The sequence below is a fragment of the Phycicoccus sp. Soil802 genome, from assembly GCF_001429605.1.
Classification (GTDB): Bacteria; Actinomycetota; Actinomycetes; order Actinomycetales; family Dermatophilaceae; genus Pedococcus.
Window position 1 is genome coordinate 592,804 of the sequence record NZ_LMSS01000005.1, and the last position, 22,762, is coordinate 615,565.

Annotated in this window: 21 protein-coding genes; 7 read left to right on the forward strand and 14 right to left on the reverse strand. The window is 70.5% G+C overall.

Annotation, left to right across the window (positions count from 1 at the left end):
* Positions 1-19 precede the first annotated feature (19 nt).
* Genes ASG91_RS13815 through ASG91_RS13830 form a run of 4 tightly spaced genes read right to left on the reverse strand, consistent with a single transcriptional unit; the run spans position 20 to position 4,421 of the window.
* On the reverse strand, positions 20-1,504 hold the full coding sequence (locus ASG91_RS13815; protein WP_056923170.1) for a M81 family metallopeptidase: 1,485 nt from the start codon (positions 1,502-1,504) through the stop codon (positions 20-22).
* 46 nt (positions 1,505-1,550) lie between these two features.
* Positions 1,551-2,249: a copper homeostasis protein CutC gene (locus ASG91_RS13820; protein ID WP_056923171.1), complete on the reverse strand. Its 699-nt coding sequence runs from the start codon at positions 2,247-2,249 to the stop codon at positions 1,551-1,553.
* Complete coding sequence (locus ASG91_RS13825; RefSeq protein WP_235545615.1) at positions 2,246-3,217, reverse strand: ROK family protein; 972 nt, start codon at positions 3,215-3,217, stop codon at positions 2,246-2,248. Before ASG91_RS13825 ends, ASG91_RS13820 begins: the two co-directional genes overlap by 4 nt.
* A gap of 19 nt (positions 3,218-3,236) precedes the next feature.
* Positions 3,237-4,421, reverse strand: coding sequence for a YibE/F family protein (locus tag ASG91_RS13830; protein ID WP_235545616.1), 1,185 nt, complete (start codon positions 4,419-4,421; stop codon positions 3,237-3,239).
* Positions 4,422-4,745: 324 nt separating this feature from the next.
* On the opposite strand from ASG91_RS13830, the gene ASG91_RS13835 reads away from it, so the two are divergent.
* Positions 4,746-5,021, forward strand: coding sequence for a hypothetical protein (locus tag ASG91_RS13835; protein ID WP_056923172.1), 276 nt, complete (start codon positions 4,746-4,748; stop codon positions 5,019-5,021).
* A gap of 9 nt (positions 5,022-5,030) precedes the next feature.
* Here ASG91_RS13835 and ASG91_RS13840 read toward each other — a convergent pair whose 3' ends face one another.
* Positions 5,031-7,634 carry a response regulator gene (locus ASG91_RS13840; protein WP_056923173.1) on the reverse strand — a complete coding sequence of 868 codons (2,604 nt, stop codon included), beginning with the start codon at positions 7,632-7,634 and terminating at the stop codon, positions 5,031-5,033.
* A gap of 188 nt (positions 7,635-7,822) precedes the next feature.
* On the opposite strand from ASG91_RS13840, the gene ASG91_RS13845 reads away from it, so the two are divergent.
* A complete protein-coding gene (locus tag ASG91_RS13845; protein WP_200961307.1) occupies positions 7,823-8,230 on the forward strand; it encodes a response regulator in 408 nt (135 codons plus the stop codon).
* Positions 8,230-8,661 carry an Hpt domain-containing protein gene (locus tag ASG91_RS13850; RefSeq protein ID WP_056923174.1) on the forward strand — a complete coding sequence of 144 codons (432 nt, stop codon included), beginning with the start codon at positions 8,230-8,232 and terminating at the stop codon, positions 8,659-8,661. The genes ASG91_RS13845 and ASG91_RS13850 overlap by 1 nt, the downstream gene beginning before the upstream one ends.
* Here the strand turns inward: ASG91_RS13850 and ASG91_RS13855 are convergent.
* Positions 8,647-10,386: a HAMP domain-containing sensor histidine kinase gene (locus ASG91_RS13855; protein ID WP_235545617.1), complete on the reverse strand. Its 1,740-nt coding sequence runs from the start codon at positions 10,384-10,386 to the stop codon at positions 8,647-8,649. The genes ASG91_RS13850 and ASG91_RS13855 overlap by 15 nt on opposite strands.
* Positions 10,387-10,610: 224 nt before the next feature.
* On the opposite strand from ASG91_RS13855, the gene ASG91_RS13860 reads away from it, so the two are divergent.
* Positions 10,611-11,366, forward strand: coding sequence for a S9 family peptidase (locus ASG91_RS13860; protein ID WP_056923176.1), 756 nt, complete (start codon positions 10,611-10,613; stop codon positions 11,364-11,366).
* A 54-nt stretch (positions 11,367-11,420) separates the two neighbouring features.
* On the opposite strand, the gene ASG91_RS13865 is transcribed toward ASG91_RS13860, so the two are convergent.
* The gene (locus ASG91_RS13865; protein WP_056923177.1) at positions 11,421-11,876 is read right to left on the reverse strand and encodes a hypothetical protein; all 456 of its coding nucleotides are present in this window, start codon (positions 11,874-11,876) and stop codon (positions 11,421-11,423) included.
* Between the two features lie 160 nt (positions 11,877-12,036).
* Here ASG91_RS13865 and ASG91_RS13870 point away from each other — a divergent pair, with 160 nt between their 5' ends.
* Entirely contained in the window at positions 12,037-12,759 is a 723-nt protein-coding gene (locus tag ASG91_RS13870) for a response regulator transcription factor (protein WP_056923178.1), read from the forward strand.
* A complete protein-coding gene (locus tag ASG91_RS13875; RefSeq protein WP_056923179.1) occupies positions 12,756-13,811 on the forward strand; it encodes a sensor histidine kinase KdpD in 1,056 nt (351 codons plus the stop codon). Before ASG91_RS13870 ends, ASG91_RS13875 begins: the two co-directional genes overlap by 4 nt.
* 265 nt (positions 13,812-14,076) lie before the next feature.
* Here ASG91_RS13875 and ASG91_RS13880 read toward each other — a convergent pair whose 3' ends face one another.
* From ASG91_RS13880 to ASG91_RS13905, 6 genes are all read right to left on the reverse strand, one after another.
* Entirely contained in the window at positions 14,077-15,018 is a 942-nt protein-coding gene (locus tag ASG91_RS13880) for a carbohydrate ABC transporter permease (protein WP_200961308.1), read from the reverse strand.
* The gene (locus ASG91_RS13885; RefSeq protein ID WP_056923180.1) at positions 15,018-15,905 is read right to left on the reverse strand and encodes a carbohydrate ABC transporter permease; all 888 of its coding nucleotides are present in this window, start codon (positions 15,903-15,905) and stop codon (positions 15,018-15,020) included. The genes ASG91_RS13880 and ASG91_RS13885 overlap by 1 nt, the downstream gene beginning before the upstream one ends.
* A 128-nt stretch (positions 15,906-16,033) precedes the next feature.
* Positions 16,034-17,389 (reverse strand): ABC transporter substrate-binding protein, encoded by a 1,356-nt coding sequence (locus tag ASG91_RS13890; protein ID WP_056923181.1) that lies wholly within the window; start codon positions 17,387-17,389, stop codon positions 16,034-16,036.
* Positions 17,386-18,240 carry a PfkB family carbohydrate kinase gene (locus tag ASG91_RS13895; RefSeq protein WP_056923182.1) on the reverse strand — a complete coding sequence of 285 codons (855 nt, stop codon included), beginning with the start codon at positions 18,238-18,240 and terminating at the stop codon, positions 17,386-17,388. The genes ASG91_RS13890 and ASG91_RS13895 overlap by 4 nt, the downstream gene beginning before the upstream one ends.
* 11 nt (positions 18,241-18,251) lie before the next feature.
* A complete protein-coding gene (locus ASG91_RS13900) occupies positions 18,252-19,277 on the reverse strand; it encodes an SIS domain-containing protein (protein ID WP_235545618.1) in 1,026 nt (341 codons plus the stop codon).
* A gap of 2 nt (positions 19,278-19,279) precedes the next feature.
* Complete coding sequence (locus ASG91_RS13905) at positions 19,280-20,278, reverse strand: SIS domain-containing protein (RefSeq protein WP_056923183.1); 999 nt, start codon at positions 20,276-20,278, stop codon at positions 19,280-19,282.
* A gap of 289 nt (positions 20,279-20,567) precedes the next feature.
* Here ASG91_RS13905 and ASG91_RS13910 point away from each other — a divergent pair, with 289 nt between their 5' ends.
* Positions 20,568-21,659, forward strand: coding sequence for a LacI family DNA-binding transcriptional regulator (locus tag ASG91_RS13910; RefSeq protein ID WP_056923184.1), 1,092 nt, complete (start codon positions 20,568-20,570; stop codon positions 21,657-21,659).
* Between the two features lie 43 nt (positions 21,660-21,702).
* Here ASG91_RS13910 and ASG91_RS13915 read toward each other — a convergent pair whose 3' ends face one another.
* Entirely contained in the window at positions 21,703-22,713 is a 1,011-nt protein-coding gene (locus ASG91_RS13915; protein WP_056923185.1) for a LacI family DNA-binding transcriptional regulator, read from the reverse strand.
* Positions 22,714-22,762: the final 49 nt, after the last annotated feature.

Here is a 22,762-nt window from a genome sequence, read left to right on the forward strand (position 1 = left end):
CTGCTGGGGAGGGTCGTGGTCAGGAGAGGCGGACCGACAGGTCGGGCGGCTCGGGGAACGCGTCGAACGGATGCATCGGCCGCGTGATCCTGGAGTGCCCGAGCCGCTCGAGGTCCTGGTCGACCGGACCGGGCGTGAGCGCAAGGGTCCAGCCCTGCGCGATGTCGTGCAGGGTCGGCTCGAGGTAGCCGATCTTGGTCACGACGATGGCGGCGTCGGTCGGCTCCAACCCGATGGCGCGGAAGTCAGCGGTGTCGTGGAACGCCTTGCGGAACTCCGTGACGACGGCCCGGATCCCACCGATGCGCACCACGGCGATCCGGCCGGCGTCGGGGTCCCCCGTGTGCAGGCTCACGAGCTCGCCCTCGATGCGGACCGGTCCGCAGATCCGGTGGTCGACCCGGGCCCCGGCCGTCACCGAAACCCGCTCCCCCGGCTGCGCCTCGAAGAGCTCCTCGATGGCCGACTCGTCGAAGATCGAGGCGACGTGGACGACCGGCGAGTCCTCGCGGGTCAGCTCCGACATCGCGAGCAGCTCGGTCAGCGCCCACGTGACGTCGCCGGTGCCACCGGCCCCGGGGTTGTCGCCGCTGTCGCTGACGAGGTAGGGGGCGCCTCCGCCGGCCGCACGGTGGGCCAGTCCGGCCGCGATCCCCTCGGCCAGCGTGCCGGTGGGTCCGACGAACCCGAAGTCGTCGCGCGCGTCCCAGAGCCGTTGGGCGAGGGTTGCGGCGGGCCCGACGATCGCATCGTCGTCGTCGCCGGTGACGAGGACCGAGGCGTGACAGCGCGGTTCGTCTGCCCAGGCGTAGCCGATCCAGATCGAGGCATCCGTCACGCCGGGCTGGCGCTCCACCTCGGCGAGCCCCGCGTAGAGGCTCCGGGCCGGCTCGACGCGCGTCGACGTCTTCTCCCCCGGCAGCAGGATGGGCACACGCACCCACGCACGGCGTGGACGTCCACCACGCTCGAGCCAGTCCACCAGGTTCCGGGCAGCACGCTCGCGGGTCTCCCACGCGTCCTCGTGCGGAGCGAGCCGATAGGCAGTGGGCAGATCCACCCCGAGGGCCAGGCGCTCGGACACGTTGCCGTGCAGGTCCATCGGCGCCGAGATGATCGGCTCCGCGCCGATGACGTCGCGGATCGCGTCGACCAGGTCGCCCTCGGCGTCGTCCATGCCCTCCACGCTCATGGCGCCGTGGAGGTCGAGGTAGAGACCGTCGAGCGGAGCGGCCTTCGCGAGCCCGTCGAGGATGCGGGCCTTGAAGTCGTCGTAGACCTCGCGGACCACGGGCCCGCCGGGGATCGACCGCGCGTAGAACACCCCGACCCAGTCCGCTGCATCGCCCAGAGTCGTTCCGGTGGAAAGGAACTCGTACCGCTCGACAACCGCCGGACCTTCACGCACGTCGAAGTCGCGATAGCCGGCCCGGTGGGCCGCGTAGATGCTCGACTCGATCGCCATCCCCGCGACAGCGATCCTCGGGGTGCGTCCGTGGGCCATGGTCGTCAGTCTGCTCGATGGGTATGCCGCGTGGCTGGCCGGGTGGTCAGCCGGCCGGGCGGCCGAGCGCGTCGAGCACGGCCGTGATGCCGGCCGCCGACGTGCGGCTGCGGCCTCCTTCGTCCGCGGGGGCTCGCAGGTGCACCTCCCGCACGCCGGTGGACTCGACGAGCCCGGCGACGTTCACGGCGCGCACACCGCCCGCGGCGAGGACGCCGATGCGAGTGCCGGCGTGGCGCACCAGGGCGCGGAGCTCCTCGTGGTGATCCGCGGCCGGCCCCCTGCCACCACCGGTGAGGACCCGGTGCACCCCCAGGCGGGCCAGCACGTCGAGGGCCGCAGGGTGGTCTGCGACCTCGTCGAACGCGCGGCTGAAGGTGATCGACGCTTCGCCGCACGCTGCGACGAGTCGGCTCGTGACGACATGGTCGATCCGACCATCCGAGGTCAGGGCATTGACGACGAACCCCACTGGCACCCTGGTCGGGAGCCGTCGGATCGCGGCGATGTCGGCGAGCATGCTGGCCACCTCGTCGGCGTCGTAGACGAAGTCGCCACCCCGCGGTCGGATCAGGACGTGCACCCCGATCCTGCTCACTGCCGCAAGTGTCGTGCCGATCATCCCGAGGCTCGGCGTGATCCCGCCCTCCAGCAGGTCGGCGCACAGCTCGACCCGGTCGGCCCCACACGCCTCCGCAGTGCGGGCGCCGGCGACGTCCTCGACGCAGATCTCCACCAGGGTCACGGGTGCTGGTCCTGGCTCGGGTCCACGCGCCACGACGCCAGCAGGTCGTCGCGTCCGGCAGCCCGGAAGGCGAGGACGGCGGCCCCGAGCCGCCCGGCGCTCTCACCCAGCTCGCTGACCACGACCCGGGGCCGGCCGCGCCAGGCCAGCCCCGACTCCATCCTCGCGGTCAGCGGCTCGAGCAGGACGGCCCCCGCCCGGGACAGTCCACCGCCGATCACGATCAGCTCGGGGTCGAGGAGGATGGTCAGGACGTTCAGTCCCTGGGCAAGCACGGTGACGGCCTCGTCCCAGAGGCGATCTGCCGTGGCGTCCGAGCCAAGCGAGGCGACGACCTCCTCGGCGGTTCGTGCGTGCCCCTCGGCCGCGGCATACCGTCGCGCGAGGGCGCCGGCCGAGGCGTAGGCCTCGAGGCAGCCGCGCTGTCCGCACGGGCACAGCTCGCCGCCCGGCACCAAGGGGATGTGGCCGAACTCCCCTGCGGCGCCAGTGAATCCGGCGACGAGTCGGCCGTCGCTCACGATCGCGGCGGCGACGCCCGTCCCGATCGGCACGAGCACGAAGCTGTCCGAGCCACGTCCCGCGCCGAGCAGCTGCTCGGCCACCCCGGCCGTCCGCACGTCGTGCCCCACCGCCACGGGAAGGTCGAGTGCGTCGCCCAGGTGGTCGCGCAGGGGCAGGTCGCGCCAGCCGAGGTTGGACGCGTAGCGGACGACGCCGCGCGCCTCGTCGACCGAGCCGGGTGTCACCACACCCGCGGCCACCGGTGTGACGCCGGCGCCTGCGGCGATCGTGGACAGGTCGCGCACCAGCTGCGTCAACGCGGAGACGACCTCGCGGTCCGGGGTGGGCACGGTTCTGGTGGCGAGCTCACGTCCCGAGCCGTCGACGACGACGCCCTTCATGGAAGAGCCGCCCAGGTCGACGGCCACCACGGCCGCGGTGCTCCTGGTCAGCGCCTCAGTCACCGGTGCACCGTATCCGGCCTCACGCGGCTGACCGGCGCGGCCGCGCGACGTAGGCCGCCGCGGCGGTCGTGATGGGCACCGCCGCGATCAGGCCGATGGTGCCGACCGCACTGCGGACCAGCTCGGTCGCCACCAGCTGGTCCGACAGCACCTGGCCGAGCGGGTCGTCGAGGGCGACGATGAGCACGAGCAGCGGAAGCGAGGCGCCTGCGTAGGCCAGGACGATGGTGTTGATGACCGAGGCGATGTGCGCCCGCCCGACTCGCGTCGCGGCGGCATACAGCTGTCTTCCACCCAGCTCGGGGTTGGCCCGGGCCAGCTCCTCCACCGTCACCGCCTGGGTGACGGTGACGTCGTCGAGCACACCGAGCGAGCCGATCAGGATGCCGGCCAGCAGCAGCCCTCTCAGGTCGACCCCGTGGGACTGGCCGAGGATGAACGAGCTCTCGTCGCCTGCGCCGGACAGGTTCATCGCCATGACGGCGAGCGCCGAGAGCAGGCCGGTCAGCAGGAGGCTCGCCAAGGTCCCGGCCAGGGCCACCGTGGTCGTCCTCCCCAAGCCATGGGTCAGGTAGAGGACGACCAGCACGATCGCGGAGCAGCCGACGATCGCCACCGGCAGTGGTGGTTTGCTGTCGAGGATCGCCGGGATGACGAACCCGAGGATGACGGTGAAGGTGAACCCGAGCCCGAGCAGCGCGGTCAGACCCCGCCAGCGGCCGAACGCCAGCACCGCAAGGACGAACGCCACGAGGAGCACCCACAGCTGGGTGCCTCGCTCGTGGTCGATGATCGCGTAGCGGGACGCGGCCTCGTTGCCGGGCGAGTACGCGAGGACCGCCTTGTCCCCGACGTGGACCGTGGGCGACCCGACACCGGTGGGCAGCGGGACCGTGAACGTCGTGCCGGCCTGGTCACCGGTCGTCAGCCTGACCTGGGCACTGCCGCACACCGAGCTGGCCGCGGGTGGTGACTGCTGCAGCTGGTCCGTGGCGGGCGGGCAGGGCTCGACGTCCATCGTCGTGATGACACCGTTGACCTGCTGGGTGTCGGGGGCCCCGGCCACCGCCGCCTTGCTGTCCGGCCACAGCCAGACCATCGCCACGGCCACCGCACAGAGGACGACGGCCACCGCGACGAGCACCGTGGGCGAGGTGTTCAGCCCACCGGCGTGCGCGTGGGGGTGCGCGTGCCTTCCCGCCACCTCTGCCTCCGTCCGGTCGGCCGTATGCCGCGGCCGCCCGTTCGATGCGTTCGTTCCGGCTGACCACGCTCCCGGGTCATCCTGCCGTGCGGGTCGGTCGGCTGGCAGCGAGGGTCCCGCGACAGTGCGGTGCGTGTGCTCGGTCGCCGCGCGGATCGGCTGGCTGGCGGTATCAGCAGCTCGACCCGCGCCTCTTCTCCATGAGGCGTTCAGCCCCGGCAGCCTCGCCCGTTCGTCGGGGCACTTCCGGCCCATCGCCCGATTACCCAGGGCGGCTCGTCGAGGTTGGATGGAGGCACGGAAACGATTTCAGGAGGTGATCCGATGTTCGACTCGACGCCCGAGCAGTCCAATGACCCGGTCGCCGCCTGCACGGCCGACGCGGTCCATCGCCGCGACCACCACCACGACGGTGCGGAGACCTGTCACCCGCACCGGATCGAGGTCGTCCACCTCGGCCACCGAGCGATCGCGGTCTGCCACGACTGTGGACAGGACTCGGGATTCCTCCCCGAGCGGGACGCCGACCAGCTGGCTTCCGCGCACCGCGACGAGACGGTCGCGGACGGCCACCTCCCCTTCACGTCGCGGGTCGCCTGAGCTCCCTCCCTACGGAGAGGTGGGTGCGGTGATGGACCGGAGCAGGCCGATGACCTGCCGCTCGAACTCCTCCGGGGACTCCCCCGCCTTCGTCACGAACCTCGTCTCGCCCAGCCGCAGCCGGCGCCGGTCCGCATCGTCGAGCTCGCGGCCCGTGTAGACGACCATCGGCAGCGACCGCAGCCGCTCGTCGGCACGCAAGGCGCTCACCACGGCATACCCGTCGATGTCCGGGAGCCCGAGGTCGAGGACCAGCAGGTCCGGTGGCACGTCCCGGCTCATCGCCAGCGCCTGCATCCCGGTGTGCGCGACGCGGGCGTGGACCCCGTGGTCGGCGAAGAACACCTTGAGGACCTCGCCGACGTCCTCGTCGTCCTCGACGACGAGGACGCTGGTCGTCGCATCGGTGCCCAGTGCCTCGCGCAGCGAGCCCATGAGGGCGCGTTGGTCGACCGGCTTGGTGAGCCAGGACGACGCGCTGGGGACGTCGTACTCGTCCGGGGTCAGCGCGCTGAGGATGACGATGGGGATGGCGGCGGTCGCCGGGTTCGCACCCAGGGCGGCGATGGCCTCCCACCCCGACATGCCCGGCATCCTCAGGTCCATCAGGATCAGGCTGGGAGCGTGGACCGCGGCGAGGTCCAGGGCCTGCTGCCCGGTGTGCGCGGTGAGGGTGGCGTAGCCGTGCGACTCGAGCATGGCAGCCAGGACCTCGACGACGTCCGGGTCGTCGTCGCAGATCAGGATCGCCCCGACGGGTGGCGGGCCATCCGGCTCGTCCTTCGGCGTGGGAGCGGTCCTGAGGACGAACGTGAACGTGCTGCCCGACCCCGGGTTGCTCGTGGCCCAGATCCGGCCGCCGTGCTGCTCGACGATGCCGCGGCAGATGGGCAGGCCGAGACCCGTGCCGGTCTTGGCCCGGTTGTCCGTGGCATCGGCCTGGGCGAAGCGGTCGAAGATGGTCTCGAGCTTGTCGGCCGGGATGCCGGCCCCCTGGTCGGTGACGGTGAACTGCACCAGGCCATGGTCGTCGCCCTCGGACGGCGCCGGGCCGGCGGTCACCGTCACCACGCCTCCGGCGGGGGAGAACTTGATGGCGTTGCTCAGCAGGTTCGCCAACGTCTGGGCGATCCGGTCGCGGTCGGCGAGGACGACGGCGTCCGAGGGGGCCGCACTGAGCGTGACGCCCGCCTGCGCGGCCATCGCGCGCATCTCCTCGAGGGCCGCCCCCACCAGGTCGGCCGCCGGCAGCGGCTCGAGGTCGAGCTCCAGCTTGCCCGCAGAGATCTTCTCCACGTCGAGGATGTCGTTCACCAACCGGACCAGGCGCTCGGAGCTGTTGAGGGCCACGTCGGCCATCCGTTGTGCCTTGGGCGGAAGGGTGCCGACGGCACCGCCGGCCATCAGGCCGAGCGCACCTCGGATCGACGTCAGCGGGGTCCGCAGCTCGTGGCTGATGACGCCGACGAACTCGTCCTTCATCCGCTGCACCACGCGCTGCTCGGTGATGTCCTGCATCGTCCCGACCAGCCGGATCACGTTTGCGGACTCGTCGCGCACCGCCCGGCCGACTGCGCGGACCTCACGGACCGTGCCGTCGGGTCGCACGATGCGGTACTCGGAGCGGATCTCGCCCGGCGCGCTGGCCGCCTCCTCCTGTGCGCGCAGGACATCCGCCGCGTCCTCGGGGTGGACACGGGCGGCGAAGAGCTCTTCGCGGTCGCCCTCGGTGTCCGGGTCGAGGCCGAGGATGCGGTAGAACTCGGCGCTCCACTCGGTCCGTCCCGAGCCCAGGTCCCACTGCCAGCTGCCGATGTGGGCGAGGTGTTGGGCGTCCTGGAGCTCGGCGTTGCTGGCGGCGAGTTCGTCGGCCTGCTCCTTGACGCTGCGCAGGAGCTCCTCGTTGCCGGCTCCGAAGCGATAGAGGGCGAACGCGAGCAGCAGCATCGCGCCGAGGGTGGCGGCAGCGACGATCGCGGTCCAGTGGATGGCCTGGTCCTGCCGGCGATCGGCTGCCTGGTTCGCCGAGTCAGCCTCCCGCGCGAAGGCGGCCAGCAGCTGCGACTGCGGCTCGGCCAGCTGGTCGAACGTCGCGTCGAAGTCCTCGTGCTGCTCCCGCGCCTCGCGGGTCGACGTGGCGGCGAGGTCGCTCAGCCTGACCGCGTCGGCGCCGAGGTCCCGCAACGCCGTGTCGAGGCTGCGGACCTGCGCGTCGAGGGAGGGGGATGGGCTCGACGCCTCGAGCTTGCGCAGGTCGTCCTCGAGCTGGGTGAGGTGGGCTCGCGTCCGGGCCGCCAGCTCAGTGCCGGTCTCGTTGTTGCCCTCGGGGGCCTCGAGCGACTCCAGGACGTCGCCGTGGAGGCTCGCGACCATGGCGCTGGCGTCCAGCAGGTGCTGCTGGGCCGTGAGCAGCCGGAACGCGTTGGTGTGGGCTCGGTCGACGGCGGTGAAGCCGGTGAGCGCCGTCGTGACCACGAGCAGCGGCAGCACGACCGCGACGACGGCGACGACGAGCAGGGCGCGTCCCAGCGGCAGGCCACCGAGGGGGTCGCCCTTCCAGGACCGGCGTCCCTCACTGGTGACACCCCGGGCCGCGCCTCGGGCGTTGCTCATCGAAGGCCCGGATTGCGTGTGGACGCTTGTGTCGTCATGCGGTCAGTCTGCCCCTTGTCCAGCCCTGCCACCGCACGACGCGGCCGCGAGCGCCGACTCTGCCGTCAGGGCGAGAGTGCGCAGGGGGTGAGGGTGCTGCACACTGTCCGCATGGAGCCCACGCAATCCCGACGGCACGACCGCAGCGGGTGAACGCGGCCGCGGACGCCAGCCCGCCGGGGATCGTTCGCCGGGTCCTCGTCGTCGATGACGACGAGCTCATCCTCGAGGTGGCCACGATGAGCCTCGAGATGGTGGGCGGCTGGAGCGTCACGACGGCAGCCGACGGCCAGGAGGCACTGGACCGCGCCCGGGTGGAGCAGCCCGACGCCATCGTCATGGACGTGATGATGCCCCGCATGGACGGACCCACCGCGGCCATCGCCCTTCGCCAGGACCCGGCGACCGCCGGCATCCCGATCGTGCTGCTCACGGCGAGCGTCCTCGCTGCGGAGCGCGCAGCGCTGGCCGAGCTGCCGGTGGTGGGCGTCCTGAGCAAACCGTTCGACCCCATGCTGCTGCCCGCGGAGCTGTCGGCCGTCCTGGGCTGGTCCTGATGCCCACCGACCCCGACCGGGCCGCCGCGGGTGGGGACGGTGCGAAGGCGCCGATGGACGCTGTCATGGCCGCCTTCCGCGACCGCGCGAGGGACACCAACCTGGCGCGGGTCGAGGTGATCGAGGAGGCACTGGGCCATCTTCAGCGCGGCGTGCTGCGGGAGGAGGCGCGACTGACCGCCCGCCGGGCCGCGCACTCGCTCGTGGGTTCCGCAGGCACCTTCGGCATGCGCGAGGCGAGCGAGCTCGGCCGCAGCCTGGAAGCCATCCTCGACGACGCCACCGGGGCGGTGGGTCCGCAGGTCCGGGCGGGCCGCGGTCTGGAGGTGGTGACCCGGCTGCGCGTGGCGCTGGGCGGCTCGGGCGGCTCGGGCGGCTCGGACGGATCGGGTGCTCCGAACCGCCCGGGAGGCGGGTCAGACAGCTGGTAGGCGGACGGTGAAGGTGGTGCCTTCGCCCAGGCTGGACGTCACGTCGATGCTGCCGCCGTGGCGCACCACGATGTGTTTGACGATGCTCAGCCCCAGCCCGGTGCCCGGGACGGCGAGGGCATCTGGGTTCGTGGAGCGGAAGAACTCGGTGAACAGCCGGGCCTGGTCCTCCTGTGACATGCCCAGGCCCTGGTCGGTGACCTCGAGGACCAGGTGGTGGTCGCTCCGGTCCACGCCAATGCTGACCCGTCCGCCGCGCCGGCTGAACTTCACGGCGTTCCCGACGAGGTTGGTCACCACCCGTGACAGCTCCTCGCTGCTGCCGGACACGGCCACGTCGGCCGGCTGCTCGTGCTGCAGCGTCACCCCGTTCTTGGTGGCTTCCGGGGTGAACATCTCGAGGGCGTCGCGCACGAGCTCGTTGACGTCGACGCGGGTGCGGACGAGGGGTCGGTCCGGGTCGCTGAAGCGACCCAGGTCAAGGAGGTCGTCCACCAGCCCCTGCAGCCTGCGCACGTTGCGGTCGATGACGCCAAGCGACCAGGCAGAGTCGCCGTCAGGGTCGTCCTGCAGCATCTCGACGTGGCCGACCACTGACGCCAACGGGTTCTTCAGCTCGTGCGACACCGTGGAGAACAACGTGGCGCGGGCACGCTCGGCCGTGCGCAGGTTCGACACCAGCTTCCGCTCGAGGGCGAACAAGCGCGAGTTCAGCACCGAACGGCCCAGGTCACGGCCGATCTCGAGGGCGGCTGCGCGCTCAGCGTCGCTCCAGGTCGGGTACGACCCTGCGCGGGTGCAGACGACGTATCCCAGGCACTGGGAGGCTGCGCCGATGGGGACGAGCAAGAGGCTGTGGGATGCGCTGCTGCTGACGAAGTCGATGATCGCGGCTTCCTCCGCGGCCGTGACCAGGTCACCGGCGCTCGCTCCGGTCGGTGCCACCGTCACGGTTCGACGAAGCGCCCAGGCGTCGTGCGCCACGCGACGGGCGACGTCGACCAGCTCGGGCGGCGTGGCCGTTGCAGGGTGGGGGTAGGTGGCGGAGTGGTCATCACGGATGTCGTCGCCGAAGGTGCGGATCCACAGCTGTGAGCAGCCCAGCCCCTTGGCCACCGGCTCGGCCACCGCCGCGACCACCACCTCGGGCTCGAGCACCTCGTTCGACACGCGTGCGACCGCCTGCACCGCCTGGGTGATGCGGACCCGTTCAGCCAGCCGCGTGCGTTCCTGCGCTGCCGCCAGGACGACGCCGGCCTGTCCGGCGAACACCTCGAGGACAACCCGTTGGAGCGGCCCGGGTCGCTGGCCGTTGAGGGGTAGATCCACGTTCAAGGTCCCGGCAAGGTCACCGGAGGCGGTGAAGAACGGGGCGAACAAGGTGTCGTTGGGGTGCCACGGGTCGACGTTGCTGTCCCCTCCCGACCAGGTGGGATCAGACCACCCCACGGGGGACGACCCCGGAAGCCGGTCGTGCGGGACGAACCGCAGTGCGCCCCACTGCTCAGCCGCAGCGAACTCGGCCTCGACGACGTGGCGCGGGGTGACGCGGCCCAGGACCGCGTCGCGTGCGCGTGCGTCGCCGCCCACGGCCACGGCCTCCAGGTCCCCGTTCGGTAGGACCAGGCTCAGTGCAGCGACCTGGAAGGCAGCGACCTCGGCCGCGCTCTCGACGATGCGGTCGAACAGCACCCGATCATCAGCAGCCGTCGCTGCCTGACTCATGATGAGGCCGATGCTGCGCAGCGCAGCAATCTCCCACGTATCGACTTCCACGTCACATCTCCCTACTGGCGTGCGCAATCTATCCGGCAGACCTCGGGCAAATGAAACGAGTGCTGAGGAATGGGACAAAAGGGTGAGGTGGGGGAAGCGGTTCGACCGATGCGGACGTCGGCACCTCACAGAGTGCTCAGCGGGGCCTCGGCGACTTTGGAAGGATGGACGCCATGGCCGAGCCAGTGTGGTTTCCGAGCACCAGTGGGCCGCGCCTGGCCGGTCTCGTCGACCACCCCGAAGGCGCCGTACGCGGCTGGGGAGTGTTCTCCCACGGCTTCACCCTCGGCAAGAACAGCCCCGCTGCCAGCCGGATCTGCAAGCAGCTGGCCCACGAAGGGGTGGGGATGCTGCGTTTCGACAACCTGGGCCTGGGCGACTCCGAGGGCGACTGGGGAGACGGCTCCTTCTCGCACAAGGTCGCCGACACCGCTCAGGCAGTGCGGTTCATGAACGAGTCGGGTCGGACGGTGCGGCTCCTGGTCGGTCACTCCTTCGGTGGGGCCGCAGTCATCGCGGCGGCTCACGAGCTGGACTCGGTCCGAGCCGTGGCGAGCATCGGCGCGCCGTACCAACCGGGGCACGTCGAGCACAACTACGACGCCCTCGTGGAGCGCATCATCGCCGAGGGAGAGGCCCCCTTCCTGATCGGTGGCAAGGCGCTCGTCCTTCGTCGGCACTTCATCGAGGACGTCCGCGCGGCTGACCTGCGCGAGCAGATCCGAACCCTGCGCCGCGCCCTGATGGTGCTGCACTCCCCCACCGACAACACGGTCGGCATCGCGAACGCCAGCGAGATCTTCCGGGCAGCTCGGCACCCCCGGAGCTTCGTCTCGCTCGAGGGCGCCGACCACCTCCTCACCGGTCGGGACCAGGCCAAGCGTGCGGCCCGGATCATCAGCGCATGGGCTGATCCCTACCTGGGCTGACGCTGCTGACCTGGTGGAAGCATGGCGTTGAGCCGCACCACCTGCGGCCTCCGCTCAGGGGCGGGCGGGCACCTTGTTCAGGGTGCAGACGAAGTACTTCACGATGCCGTCGTCGACGAGGGCGCCGGATGCCAGGGCTGCCTGGATCTCCGAGGCCGAGTCCAGGACCCCGTTGCCGTCGAGGTCTCCGGCGGCCAGCGCCGCGGCATACCCGTGGGGAGTGGACACCTTGTGCACCTGCCAGCGGCCGCCGTTGAAGCCCGGGTCGCCGGGCGCCGCGGTAGCCACGCTGGGCTGCGCGCCGAAGAAGTTGTAGATGGTGTCCCAGCTCTGCGCGGGCGCTCCGGTCCCGGACAGCTCGGTCGGCGTCGCAACCGTCCGGTAGAGGACGTGGTCGACGTAGATCGCCGGGCCCGAGACCCCGGACGCGTATGCCGCCGTCCCCAGGCCCAGCGCCGCGACGCCACTCGTCGCGATCACACCGATGACGCGGAATGCCTTGCGATTCATGGTCTTTCCTCACTTCCCACCGCCACGGTGGCGGCCTTGGGTCGAGTCAAGCGGGCATCGCACGGGCTGGCCATGACGTCGCCGTTACGCCCTCCTTACGAGGTCCTGACCAGCCCTCAAACAGGACGCCCGAAGGTCGGACTGCACCTATCCTCGAACCATGGCCAGCGCCCTCGTCGTCGACGACGACCCGACCGTGGGCGATGTCGTCGGCGCGTACCTGGCACGTGCCGGGTTCGACGTGCACCGCGCCGCCGACGGGGTGACCGCACTGGACCTCGCCGCTCGGATGGCGCCGGACGTCGTCGTGCTCGACCTCATGCTCCCCGGGATGGACGGGCTCGAGGTCTGCCGGCGGCTGCGCCGCGACCAGCCACAGGTGCCCGTCGTGATGCTCACGGCGCTGGGCGGGGAGACGGACAGGATCGAGGGCCTCGAGCTCGGTGCGGACGACTACGTGACGAAGCCGTTCAGTCCGCGCGAGCTGGTGCTCCGCGTGCAGGCCGTCGTCCGCAGGGCCTCGGGCCAGTCCGCCGAGCGGCCCGACGACAGGACCGCCTCGCTCCCGCCACGGATCACCGACGGCGACCTCGTCCTCGACCGGCTCGCGCACGTGGTCACGCGGGCCGGCTCGCCGCTCGCGCTGACGACGCGCGAGTTCGCGCTCCTCGACTGGTTCCTGCGACACCCGGGCACGGTGTACCGGCGCGACGAGCTCATCCGTGACGTCTGGGGGTGGGAGTTCGGCGACCAGTCGACCGTCACCGTCCACGTCCGCAGGGTGCGCGAGAAGGTCGAGGACGAGCCGTCCACTCCGCGGCGCCTCGTCACGGTCTTCGGTGTCGGCTACCGGTGGGACCCCACACCCCCGGACGCCCCGTGAGCCCCGCCCAGCTCTCGGCGGTGGGGCTGTCCGCGGCCGTCGCGCTCGCGGTCGGGCTGGTGGGCGTCGCCCTGGTCGTGGCCCTCACCCGTCGGTCACTGGGCACGGCCGCGGTCGCCGCACCGGTCGTCGTCGTCATCGCCGTCGCGGCGGGGGTCTATGCGAGCTCACGTGCCATGTTCCTGCGCCCCGAGGACTCCACCACCATCCTGCTCGTGCTGCTCGCCGCCGTCCCGGTCGCTGCCGGACTGGGCGGCTTGGTCGCCCGGCGGGTCATCGCCGCCGACCGGGCCGTCACCGCCGAGAGAATGCAGAGGGAGCACGAGGCACGCGCGGAGTCCGACCGGCGCGAGCTGGTCGCCTGGGTCTCGCACGACCTGCGGACCCCGCTGGCCGGGATCCGCGCCATCAGCGAGGCCGTCGAGGACGGCGTGGCCGCGGATCTCCCCGCCGCCATGCGGATGGTCCGCGACTCGGTGATGCGCATGGACGACCTGGTCAACGCCCTCCTCGCGCTGTCCCGGCTCCAGGCCGACGACCCGGGCCTGACGATGAGCGACGTCGACGTGGGCGACCTCGTCTCGGACGCGGTGGCCGGTCTGCTTCCGGTCGCCAGCGCCCGCGACGTCCGGCTCACCGGCTCGGCCACCCCGGGCGTGCGGGCCACCGTAGCCGCGACCGAGATCCAGCGTGCGGTGGCGAACCTCCTCGTCAACGGGATCCGGCACACGCCGTCCGGCGGCGAGGTGGAGACGACCGTCACGGCCCACGGGGACGAAGGCGTCCTGGTCACGGTCCGGGACCAGTGCGGCGGCATCCCCGAAGGCCTGGCCGCGCGCATCTTCGAGACCGGGTTCCGAGGGAGCGACGCACGGACCCCCGGGGACGGCGGGGGCGCCGGCCTCGGCCTCGCCATCGTGGCCGGTGTCGCGAAGGCGCACGGCGGAACCGTGTCTGTCGTCAACACGACGGACGGGTGTCGCTTCTCGCTGTACGTCCCCGCCCATCAAGGTTCGCGGCTGGCACAGGTGACGACGCCCCTGACTCCCTGAGCTCGTCCCGGCTGCCCGGGCCGCTGCGACGCCGGGCGGGCTGTCCTCGACCACCACGCACCCGCCTGGCCCCACTCCCATGGTTCGGGCGGCGAGGAACCGCTCCATCACCCGGTCGGCGCTGAGCTCCCACCCCAGGCTGGTCAGGACCGTGGCACCGAGCCGCGCCCCGATCGGCTCGGAGTCGACCAGGACGCCGGCACAGTCGACGATGACCAGGTCCACAGCCACGCGGCCCGTTCAGTCTCGGAGGGGGTACGGAGCGCTACTTGCCGATGCCGTCGGTCAGCCCGCGCAGGAACTGCCGCTGGCCGATGAGGAACAGCACGATCATGGGCAGCGCGGCCATGGTCAGCCCGGCGAACTGCACCGGCCAGTCGGTGAGCAGCCGGCTCTGCATGTCCATCAGCCCCACCGGCAGCGTCTTGAGGTCTCCGGTGCTGATGAAGACCAGGGCGAACACGAACTCGTTCCATGCGAAGAGCGCCTGCAACAGGGCCGCGGAAACGAGGATCGGTCGACACATCGGCAGGATGACCTGCCAGAACGCCTGGGTGGGCGAGCAACCGTCCAACGTGGCTGCCTCGTCGACCTCGGAGGGGATGTCGATCATGTAGGCCCGGATGAGGAAGGTCGTGAAGGGAATGCGGAAGGCGGTGTAGAGCACGATGAGGGCCCAGTAGCTGTCGTAGATGTGCAGCCGCTGCAGCAGGCCGAAGAGGGGGATGAGCGCCACGGTCGGGGCGAGCATCAGCCCGCCGAGCAGGAGGCCGAGGATCGTCCCCCCGAAGGGGACGCGCAGACGCACGAGCCCATAGGCGGCCCAGGCGCTGAAGAGGACCGTGGTGAGGATCGAGGCGGACGTCACCAGGACGCTGTTGACGAAGTAGCGCACGACCCCCGCGCTGCCGGCCCTGCCGAAGTTGCCCCAGCGCAGCTCGCCCGGCAGGCCCCATGGGCTCGCGAAGACCTCTTGGTTGCTCTTGAAGCTGCTGAAGACCATCCACAGCAAGGGATAGAGGACCGCGACGACGAGGAGTGCGAGCCCGAGCCACACGGCCAGGCGCGTCGCGCGGGCCCCGAGCCGCGCTGCCCGCGTCGACCTCCCGACTGCCGGGGTCTTCGCCGACGTGGCCGCGGTCGGACTCGCCAGCTTCCGGCGGGTCGGGGTCGGGGCCGGGGTCGGGGTCGGGCTGGGGGCGGACATCACCATTGGATCCTCCGTCGGCGGCTGACGACGATCTGGACGGCGCCGATCGCGAGCGTGATCACGAAGATGACCGTGGCGATGGCGGACGCGTATCCCATGTCGTCGTTGAGGAAGGCGTTGCGGTAGAGCCAGGTGCCGAGCACCTGGCTGGAGTTGGAGGGCCCACCTGCGGTCATGACCATCACCTCGTTGAACACGAGGAAGGCTCCGGAGACGGTGAGGATGATGATGAGCGTCGTCATCTCGCGGACCATGGGCACGGTCACCGAGAAGAACCTCCGGATCGGACCGGCGCCATCGACCTTCGCAGCCTCGTGGAACTCCTTGGGGATCCGCTGGATCCCGACGACGAACAAGATCGCGGTGTAGCCGATGGACTGCCACTGGCTCATCGCGATGATGCTGCCCATGGCGGTGCTCGGCTCCCCGAGCCACGAGTGCTGCCAGCTCTCGAGCCCCACTGCGCCGAGCAGGCGGTTCACGAGCCCGATCTCGGGGTTGTAGAGGAACGAGAAGAGAATGCCCGCGACGGTGATCGAGATGACAGCGGGGATGAAGTAGATCGTGCGGAGGATGCCGCGCAGCCGTTCGTGCACGAACTCCTCGAGCAGGGCCGCCAGGACGAGCGAGAACCCGACCTGGAAGACGAGTGACACGATCGCGAACACCGTGTTGTTCCGCAGTGCCGTCCAGAAGATCGGGTCGTGGAACGCCGTGCGGTAGTTGTCGAGCCCGACGAAGGTCGGCGCCACCGAGAACGCGTTCCAGGAGAACAGGCTCAGCCGCAAGTTGTCGACGATGGGGTAGTAGACGAAGACGAGCAGCAGGACCAGCGCGGGCAGGACCCAGGCCAGCGACCGCCATCGCATCAACGTGGTGCTCATGTCATGCCCTCCTCGGGTGGGCGTTGGTCGGTCGACGCTGACCGACCGTGTCGAGGTCGGACCGGGTGGTCCTCGGTCAGTGGGGCGGGCAGGTCCCATGATCCGCCCGCCCCACCTGGGTCGTGCGGTCAGCCAGCCTGCTTCTTGGCCTTGGCAGCGGCCTCCTGGACGCCGGTCATGACGTCCTTGCTCGACTTCGAGCCGGAGATGACGCCTTCGATCCCGGAGAGGTAGGCGTTGGCCACCTCCGCGTTGGTCACCGTGTCGAGCCAGATCGCGAACTGGTTGGCCTTACTGATGTCGGCGAGTGCCGACTGGAGCTGGGGGAACGAGTTCGCCGAGGTCGCCGAGCCCTGGACGGGACTCAGCCAGCCGATGTCAGCCGTGAGCTTCGCGGCATTCTGCTGGGTGGTCATGAACTTGAGGACGTCGACGGCGAGCGCCGCGTTCTTGCTCTGGGCGTTGACCATGAACCCGTCCGGCGCGCCCGTCAGGGCTCCGGCGTCGCCGGCTGCACCCTGGGGTGCGGGGAGCCGCATGAAGTCCCAGTTGTCGGCCAGCTCCTTCGGCGCACCGCCCTTGGCGGTCAGCGCCTGGAACTCGACCGACTCCAGGTAGTGCATGGCGGCCTTGCCGTTGAGGAAGTTCGCCTGCCCGGCCTCGTGCGAGACGCCGTTGGCGTCCTTGCTGGAGCAGTGCGTGACGATGTCCTTGAACTGGTCGACCGCCTTGGCGTAACCGGGATCCGTGAACGCACCCGTGGCCGGGTCGTAGTCCTTGGCGAGGGTGTCAGGTGCGACGTTGTACGCGTTGAGCTGGGTGATGTAGTGGATCGCCGGCCAGCCGTACTGGTTGCCGAAGGCGATGGGCGTGTAGCCCGCCGTCCTCAGCTTGTCGCAGTCCCCGATGAGCTCCTCGAGCGAGGCGGGAGCGCCGCTGATCCCGGCCTTGGTGAAGGCTGCCTTGTTGTAGGCCAGGTACTTCGCGTCGAGGTCGATCGGCACGCCGAAGTTCTTGCCCTTGGTCTCGAACGCCTTGAGGGCGGCCGGCGAGAAGGTCTTGCCCCACTCGGTGTCGGGCCCGATGACCGAGGTCAGGTCGGCGGCCAGACCGGCACGGACGAACTTGTTGGCGAAGTCACCGGCCCACGAGAAGTAGATGTCGGGCAGCTGCTTGGACGCCGAGAGCACCCGGATCTTGTCCTTGTAGGGCTGGTCGCCGACCTGCTCGAGCTTGATGGTGACCTTGGGGTTGGCCTGTTCGTAGGCCTTGGTCACGCTCTCGAAGTACGGCGCGTACTTGGGGTCGGCGAACTTGGTGACCATGGTGATGGTGCCGGACTTCTCTGCTGGTGCGGTGAGGCTCTGGTTGCTGGCTCCTCCCGCACCAGGGTTGGCCGTCCCGGGCGCGCCGCAGGCGGCCAGGGCCACCGCGGTCACGGTGGCGAGCACGGCGAAGGATGCGCTGCGCGTGGTGTGCTTCATGAGAGGTCCACTCCTTTGTGGATGGGGTTGAGCGGTGCAGTGAGTCCCTCGAGTGAGGTCTCGTACCCGAAGGCGCCGAAGGTGGCGCAGGTGCTTGAGGCGTATGCCGTCGCGGCGCCGAGGAGCGTCGTGAGCGGCGTGTTGGCGATGAGGCCGGTGAGGAGCCGGCCGATGAAGGCGTCCCCGGCTCCGAGGGTGTCTACGACGGGAGTCGCAGGCGCTTGGGCGAACACGACCTGCTCGCCCTGGAGCGCCACCGCGCCACCGGAGCCCATCGTCACCGCGACAAGGCTCGGGCCGAGGTCCTGGATGCGCCGGGCCTCGTAGACCGCTTCGTCGACGCTCGCGAAGGGCAGCGAGCGGATGGCGATGTCGACCAACCGCGCGTGCTCGGCGATGTAGTCGTGCGGACGCTCGGAGAAGTCGAAGGAGAGCCGCGGGGCGGCCGCGGAGATGTCGGCCAGCTGGTCCTCGACCATGGAGCACTCACCGGTGTGCACGATGGTCGCCGCTGCGACGGCTGCGAAGTCCGCCGGCGTCAGCACGAACCTCGACACCCCGGGGTCCCCGTGGTCGAAGACACGGTTCCCGTCGACGACCCGGACGTCCGCCGAGGCGTTCGGCCCCTCGACGATCCTCAGCATCGAGGTGTCCACCCCCTCGGCCACGAGCGCGTCGAGGACGGTGCGCCCAGCGAGGTCGGTACCGACCGCCCCGATGTATGCCGCGCCGGCGCCACATCGACGTCCGTGCACGGCCACGTTGACCGCGTTCCCGCCGGGGTAGAGCACCTCCCGTTCGAGGTACCGGTCGACGACGTTGTCGCCGAGGGTGAGCAGGGTGACGTTCATGGTGCCGTCCTTCAGTACGCCATGCGGCGGTAGTAGCGGCGGGTCGTCAGCGGGTGGTCACGCAGCACCTCGAGGTGGGCGCTGACCCGTTCCAGCAGTGCCGCCAGGATGACCGGCGACACGAGGGCCCGCGTGGTCGGCGAGATCCCGGGCAGCTCCACATCAGCCGTGTCCAGGACGAGCAGCTTCTCGGTGAGTCCCGACACGAAGCGCTCCACGCGGTCGGCGAGCGGCCGGGTGGCGTCCTCGCCCTTGAGGAGGAGGACGCTCACGTCGGGCTCGACCAGCTCGAGGGTGCCGTGGAAGAAGTCGGAGGCGTGGACCGGACGGGTCCGGATCCACTGCATCTCCTCGAGGATGCACATGCCGTAGTAGAAGGCCTCGGGCCACGTGCTGCCCGACCCGGTGACGATGTGCCACGGTTCGGCCGCGATCGCCTCGGCCAGCTCGTGCGCTCGCGGCTCGAAGGCAGCCTTGGCGTCGAGGAGGAGCTGCGGTAGCTGCTCCAGCTCGGCGACGGCCGCGGCGTGGTCCTCCAGCCCGTCGGTGCGCGCCATGATCGACAGCGCGAGCAGCAGCGACTGGAGGTAGAACGACTCGCAGGACGTGTCGTCCTCGGCGAAGTTCACCAGGCTGACGTCGGCCTTGGTCCCCAGCGGGGTGTCGGGGTGGCCGGTGAGGACGAGCACCCGCGCGCCGGCCGCCTTGACGAACTCGAGCGCCGCGAGGCTCTCGGCGGTGGTTCCGGACAGCGACGGGATGACCACCAGGGTGTCCCGGCCCACCGTGGCGGAGCCCGTCACGACGAGCTCGGCCGGCAGCACGACGTCGGCGCGGAAGGTCGACCGGTCGCGCAGGAGGGCGGCCGCGGGCTGCATGAGGATGCCCGCGCCGCCGGCCCCGGCGAAGACCACGTTGGTCACGCCGGAGCCGAGGGCGTCATCCACCACGGCGTCGAGCTGCTCGGCCAGGCCGACGGCACCCGACTGGATGCGCAGGTAGCGCGCCGGGTCGAAGTTGAGCAGGTCAGGGCTCATGCTCAGTACTCGACCTTGAACATGTACCGACGGGTCTCGAGGTCGTGGCCGCGGACCGACTCGTAGTGCTGGGCGAGCCGGTTGGCCAGCGCACCCACGACGATCGGCGACACCTCGCCGCGGACGGACTCGGGGATCCCGGGCAGCTCGAGGTCCCTCACGTCGACGTACTGCGCCTTCTTGCAGTACTGGTCGAGGAAGGTCTTGGCCCGCTCCCCCATGGGGCGGGAGGCGTCGTCGCCGACCCACAGCAGGACCGCCGTGTCGTCGTCGACCATCTCGAAGGCACCCTGGAAGAACTCGCCGGAGTTGAACGCTGCCGCGTGCTTCCACTGCATCTCCTGCAGGAAGCACATCGCCAGGCCGTAGGCCCAGCCGTAGCTCGGGCCGGACCCAAGGACGTAGGTGATCGGCTCGTCCTTGAACGCCTCGGCGATGTCGGCGAGCTGCGCCTCGGCCTGCTCGACCGCGTGCCGGACGGCCGCGGGCAGAGCCGCCAAGGCCTGGTCGACCGCTTCGGTGTCCAGCTCGGCGCCGGTGGCAGCGAGCAGCTCGAACGCGACGACCAGCTCGAACAGGTCGCTCTTGCCGGTGAACGCCACGTCGGCCGCCTCGGCGAGCGGGCTGCCGGGCTTGGCGGCGGCGATGACCGTCGCGCCGGTGGCCTTGGCGGTCTTGGCCGCGGCGACCGTCTCCTTCGTCGTGCCGGTGTACGAGGCCAGCACGACGAGGGAGCCGGGCCCCATGACCGCCGGAACCGAGGTGTTGAGCTCGTCGCTCTGGAGCTGGAAGGCCGGGAACGACGCCTTCTGCTGGAGCAGGTAGTGGGCCGGGTAGCTGCAGATGATCGAGCCACCCGCGCCGACGAAGTACACGTTGCGCAGACCACGGTCCACGACGTCGCGCACCACGGTCGCGATCGCATCGCGCTCAGCGACGGTGGCCGTCAGCTTGTCGACGATGTCGGCGTCGATCGGCTTGAGGGGAAGGGTTTCGGTCATCGGTGCTCCTGGTTCCAATCCGCGAGTGGCTCGCTTTGATAACGTTCTCAACCTGATGAGTGAGAACGTTCTCAATCTGGCCGCCTCCTGTCAAGGGGGTTCCCGGAAATTGGTCAGATCCGGTGCGGCAAGCCAGTCCGACACCGGCTAAGGTCAGGCCAGGAAGTCGGCGGGCGTGAGCCGCCGACAGGTCACCCGGGACCCGCGCGCTCGCGGCGACCGACCGGCATACCGGACGACGTGGCAGACCGCCAAAACCGTTGGTACGACACGCATTCGAAGGAGCACCGTGAGCAAGAGCGTTGAACCGCGCGGCATCGCCACGGTGCCGGACGTCGCGCGTGAAGCGGGAGTCTCCACAGCCACCGCTGCCAGGGCGCTCGGCGGCTACGGCTCGGTGCGCGAGAGCACCCGGGAACGCGTGCTGGCGGCAGCCGAACAGCTGGGTTATCGGGCGAACAGCCTCGCGCGGAGCATGATCACCGGGTCGACCCGCACCCTCGGCGTCGTGATGTCGGACATCGAGAACCCCTTCTTCCGTCGGTCACTGCGCGGCATCGCCGACACGGCGCGGGCACAGGGGTTCGAGGTGCTGCTGGCCAACACCGACGAGGAGCTCGACAAGGAGGAGACCGCGGTCCGGGTGATGACCGAGCGACGCGTGGACGGCCTGGTCGTGTGCCCCGCAGACGGTGGCGACAGGTCCCACCTCCGCGCGGTCATTGCAGCCGGCATCCCCGTGGTCCTGCTGGACCGGAGCGTGGCCGGCCTGCAGGCCGACACGGTCGGTATCGACAACCGCAAGGCCGCGCGAGCTGCCACCGAGCACCTGCTGGCCCACGGCCACCGGGACATCGCGATCCTCACCGGTGGGACGCACACGATGCTGGAACGCATGCTGCGCCCCGACATGAAGGGCGTCGAACGGGCCTCGGCGACGACTGTCGGCGCCCGCGCGGCCGGGTTCCGCGATGCGATGGCGGCGGCCGGTGTCCCGATCCGACCGGAGCTGATCTCCTCCGGGGGCTACCGACGCGAGGACGGCGAGACTGAGACGGCCAGACTGCTTGCCCTGGCCGACCGGCCCACGGCGATCCTCGCCTTCGACGCCATGCAGTCGCTGGGGGCGTTCCACGCCATAGCGCGCGCGGGGGTTCGCTGCCCGGAGGACGTGTCGCTCATGGGCTTCGACGACACCGAGTGGGCTGACCTGGTCAGCCCGGCGTTGACTGTCATCGCCCAGCCGACCTACGAGATCGGGGTGGCGGCGTGCCGCCTGCTGCTGTCACGCATCGAGGGAGCAGGGGGCGCGGTGGCGCATCGACGGCTGCCGACCGAGCTCATCGACCGCGGCTCGGTTGGACCCTGGCCTCCGTCCTGAGGGGTCGATCGGCTCTTGTCGTGCGGCTTTCCGACTACGAGCCTTAGGACCTGGGGGGCCCTGTGCTGGCCCTCACGACAAGGCTCGGCTCCAGCAGATCCGCGGCCGGTTTCTGGCCATTCATCAGCATGCCAAGGGCTTCGATGGCCCGCATGCCCACCGCGGCAAAGTCCTGGCGGACCGTTGTCAGCGGCGGGATGAGGAACTCGGCTTCCGGGATGTCGTCAAACCCGATCACGCTGACGTCCTCTGGCACGTACCGGCCCGCTTCATGCAGGGCCCGCAAGACGCCGATGGCCATCTGGTCGTTGGCCGTGAAGACGGCGGTGACAGCTGGCATTTCGCAGACAGCCCGGCCGGCAGCGAATCCACTCCGGGAGCTCCAGTCCCCGAGGATGGGCTCAGCGGGTCGGACGCCGGCGTCGTGCATGGCCGACCGCCATCCCTGCAGTCTCGAGCGCGCCTCGGTCCAGTCCAACGGTCCACTGACGTGGACGATCTCCCGATGACCGAGATGCAGCAGGTGCTCGGTGGCAGCTCGGGCACCAGCAACCTGATCGACACCCACCACGGCCGTGTTGCCGCGATCGAGCTGGCCCTCGACGACCACGAAGGGCGGGCCGGACCGCTGGGCCCGCACGATCTCCAGAGCCGCGTCGTGGGCAGCGATCATCACCATGCCTTCCACGCCGACCGTCATGAGGTGTTCCACCGCACCATCAAGGGCCTCGCGAGACATCTCGGTGAGATTGACCGAACTGGCGAGAAAACCTGCATCTCGGGCGGCTTCCTCGACTGAGCGGTGAATGCTCACGGGCCCGAACTCGGCTCCGGCAGTCCCGATGATGCCGATCATCCCGCTTCGACCTCGGCCCAGGGCTCGGGCGGCCGTGTTCGGGCGGTATCCCAGGCTCTCAATCGCAGCTTGGACCCGTGCCCGGGTCTCAGGGCGCAGCTTCGGCGAGCCATTGATCACTCGGGAAACGGTCTGATGCGACACTCCCGCCAGGCGAGCGACGTCGGCCATCACCGGCGCCTTGCTGTGCTCAGGCATGGGGGCGAGGGTCCAGCAGCTGCACCACGACGGTCATGAGCGCGATTCT

Bases quoted from the DNA above. Each gene is read 5' to 3' on its own strand.
- ASG91_RS13815 (WP_056923170.1), bottom strand. From the start codon at position 1,504: ATGGCCCACGGACGCACCCCGAGGATCGCTGTCGCGGGGATGGCGATC.
- ASG91_RS13835 (WP_056923172.1), top strand. From the start codon at position 4,746: ATGTTCGACTCGACGCCCGAGCAGTCCAATGACCCGGTCGCCGCCTGC.
- ASG91_RS13840 (WP_056923173.1), bottom strand. From the start codon at position 7,634: ATGAGCAACGCCCGAGGCGCGGCCCGGGGTGTCACCAGTGAGGGACGC.
- ASG91_RS13850 (WP_056923174.1), top strand. From the start codon at position 8,230: ATGCCCACCGACCCCGACCGGGCCGCCGCGGGTGGGGACGGTGCGAAG.
- ASG91_RS13855 (WP_235545617.1), bottom strand. From the start codon at position 10,386: ATGAGTCAGGCAGCGACGGCTGCTGATGATCGGGTGCTGTTCGACCGC.
- ASG91_RS13860 (WP_056923176.1), top strand. From the start codon at position 10,611: ATGGCCGAGCCAGTGTGGTTTCCGAGCACCAGTGGGCCGCGCCTGGCC.
- ASG91_RS13865 (WP_056923177.1), bottom strand. From the start codon at position 11,876: ATGAATCGCAAGGCATTCCGCGTCATCGGTGTGATCGCGACGAGTGGC.
- ASG91_RS13870 (WP_056923178.1), top strand. From the start codon at position 12,037: ATGGCCAGCGCCCTCGTCGTCGACGACGACCCGACCGTGGGCGATGTC.
- ASG91_RS13880 (WP_200961308.1), bottom strand. From the start codon at position 15,018: ATGTCCGCCCCCAGCCCGACCCCGACCCCGGCCCCGACCCCGACCCGC.
- ASG91_RS13885 (WP_056923180.1), bottom strand. From the start codon at position 15,905: ATGAGCACCACGTTGATGCGATGGCGGTCGCTGGCCTGGGTCCTGCCC.
- ASG91_RS13890 (WP_056923181.1), bottom strand. From the start codon at position 17,389: ATGAAGCACACCACGCGCAGCGCATCCTTCGCCGTGCTCGCCACCGTG.
- ASG91_RS13895 (WP_056923182.1), bottom strand. From the start codon at position 18,240: ATGAACGTCACCCTGCTCACCCTCGGCGACAACGTCGTCGACCGGTAC.
- ASG91_RS13900 (WP_235545618.1), bottom strand. From the start codon at position 19,277: ATGAGCCCTGACCTGCTCAACTTCGACCCGGCGCGCTACCTGCGCATC.
- ASG91_RS13905 (WP_056923183.1), bottom strand. From the start codon at position 20,278: ATGACCGAAACCCTTCCCCTCAAGCCGATCGACGCCGACATCGTCGAC.
- ASG91_RS13915 (WP_056923185.1), bottom strand. From the start codon at position 22,713: ATGCCTGAGCACAGCAAGGCGCCGGTGATGGCCGACGTCGCTCGCCTG.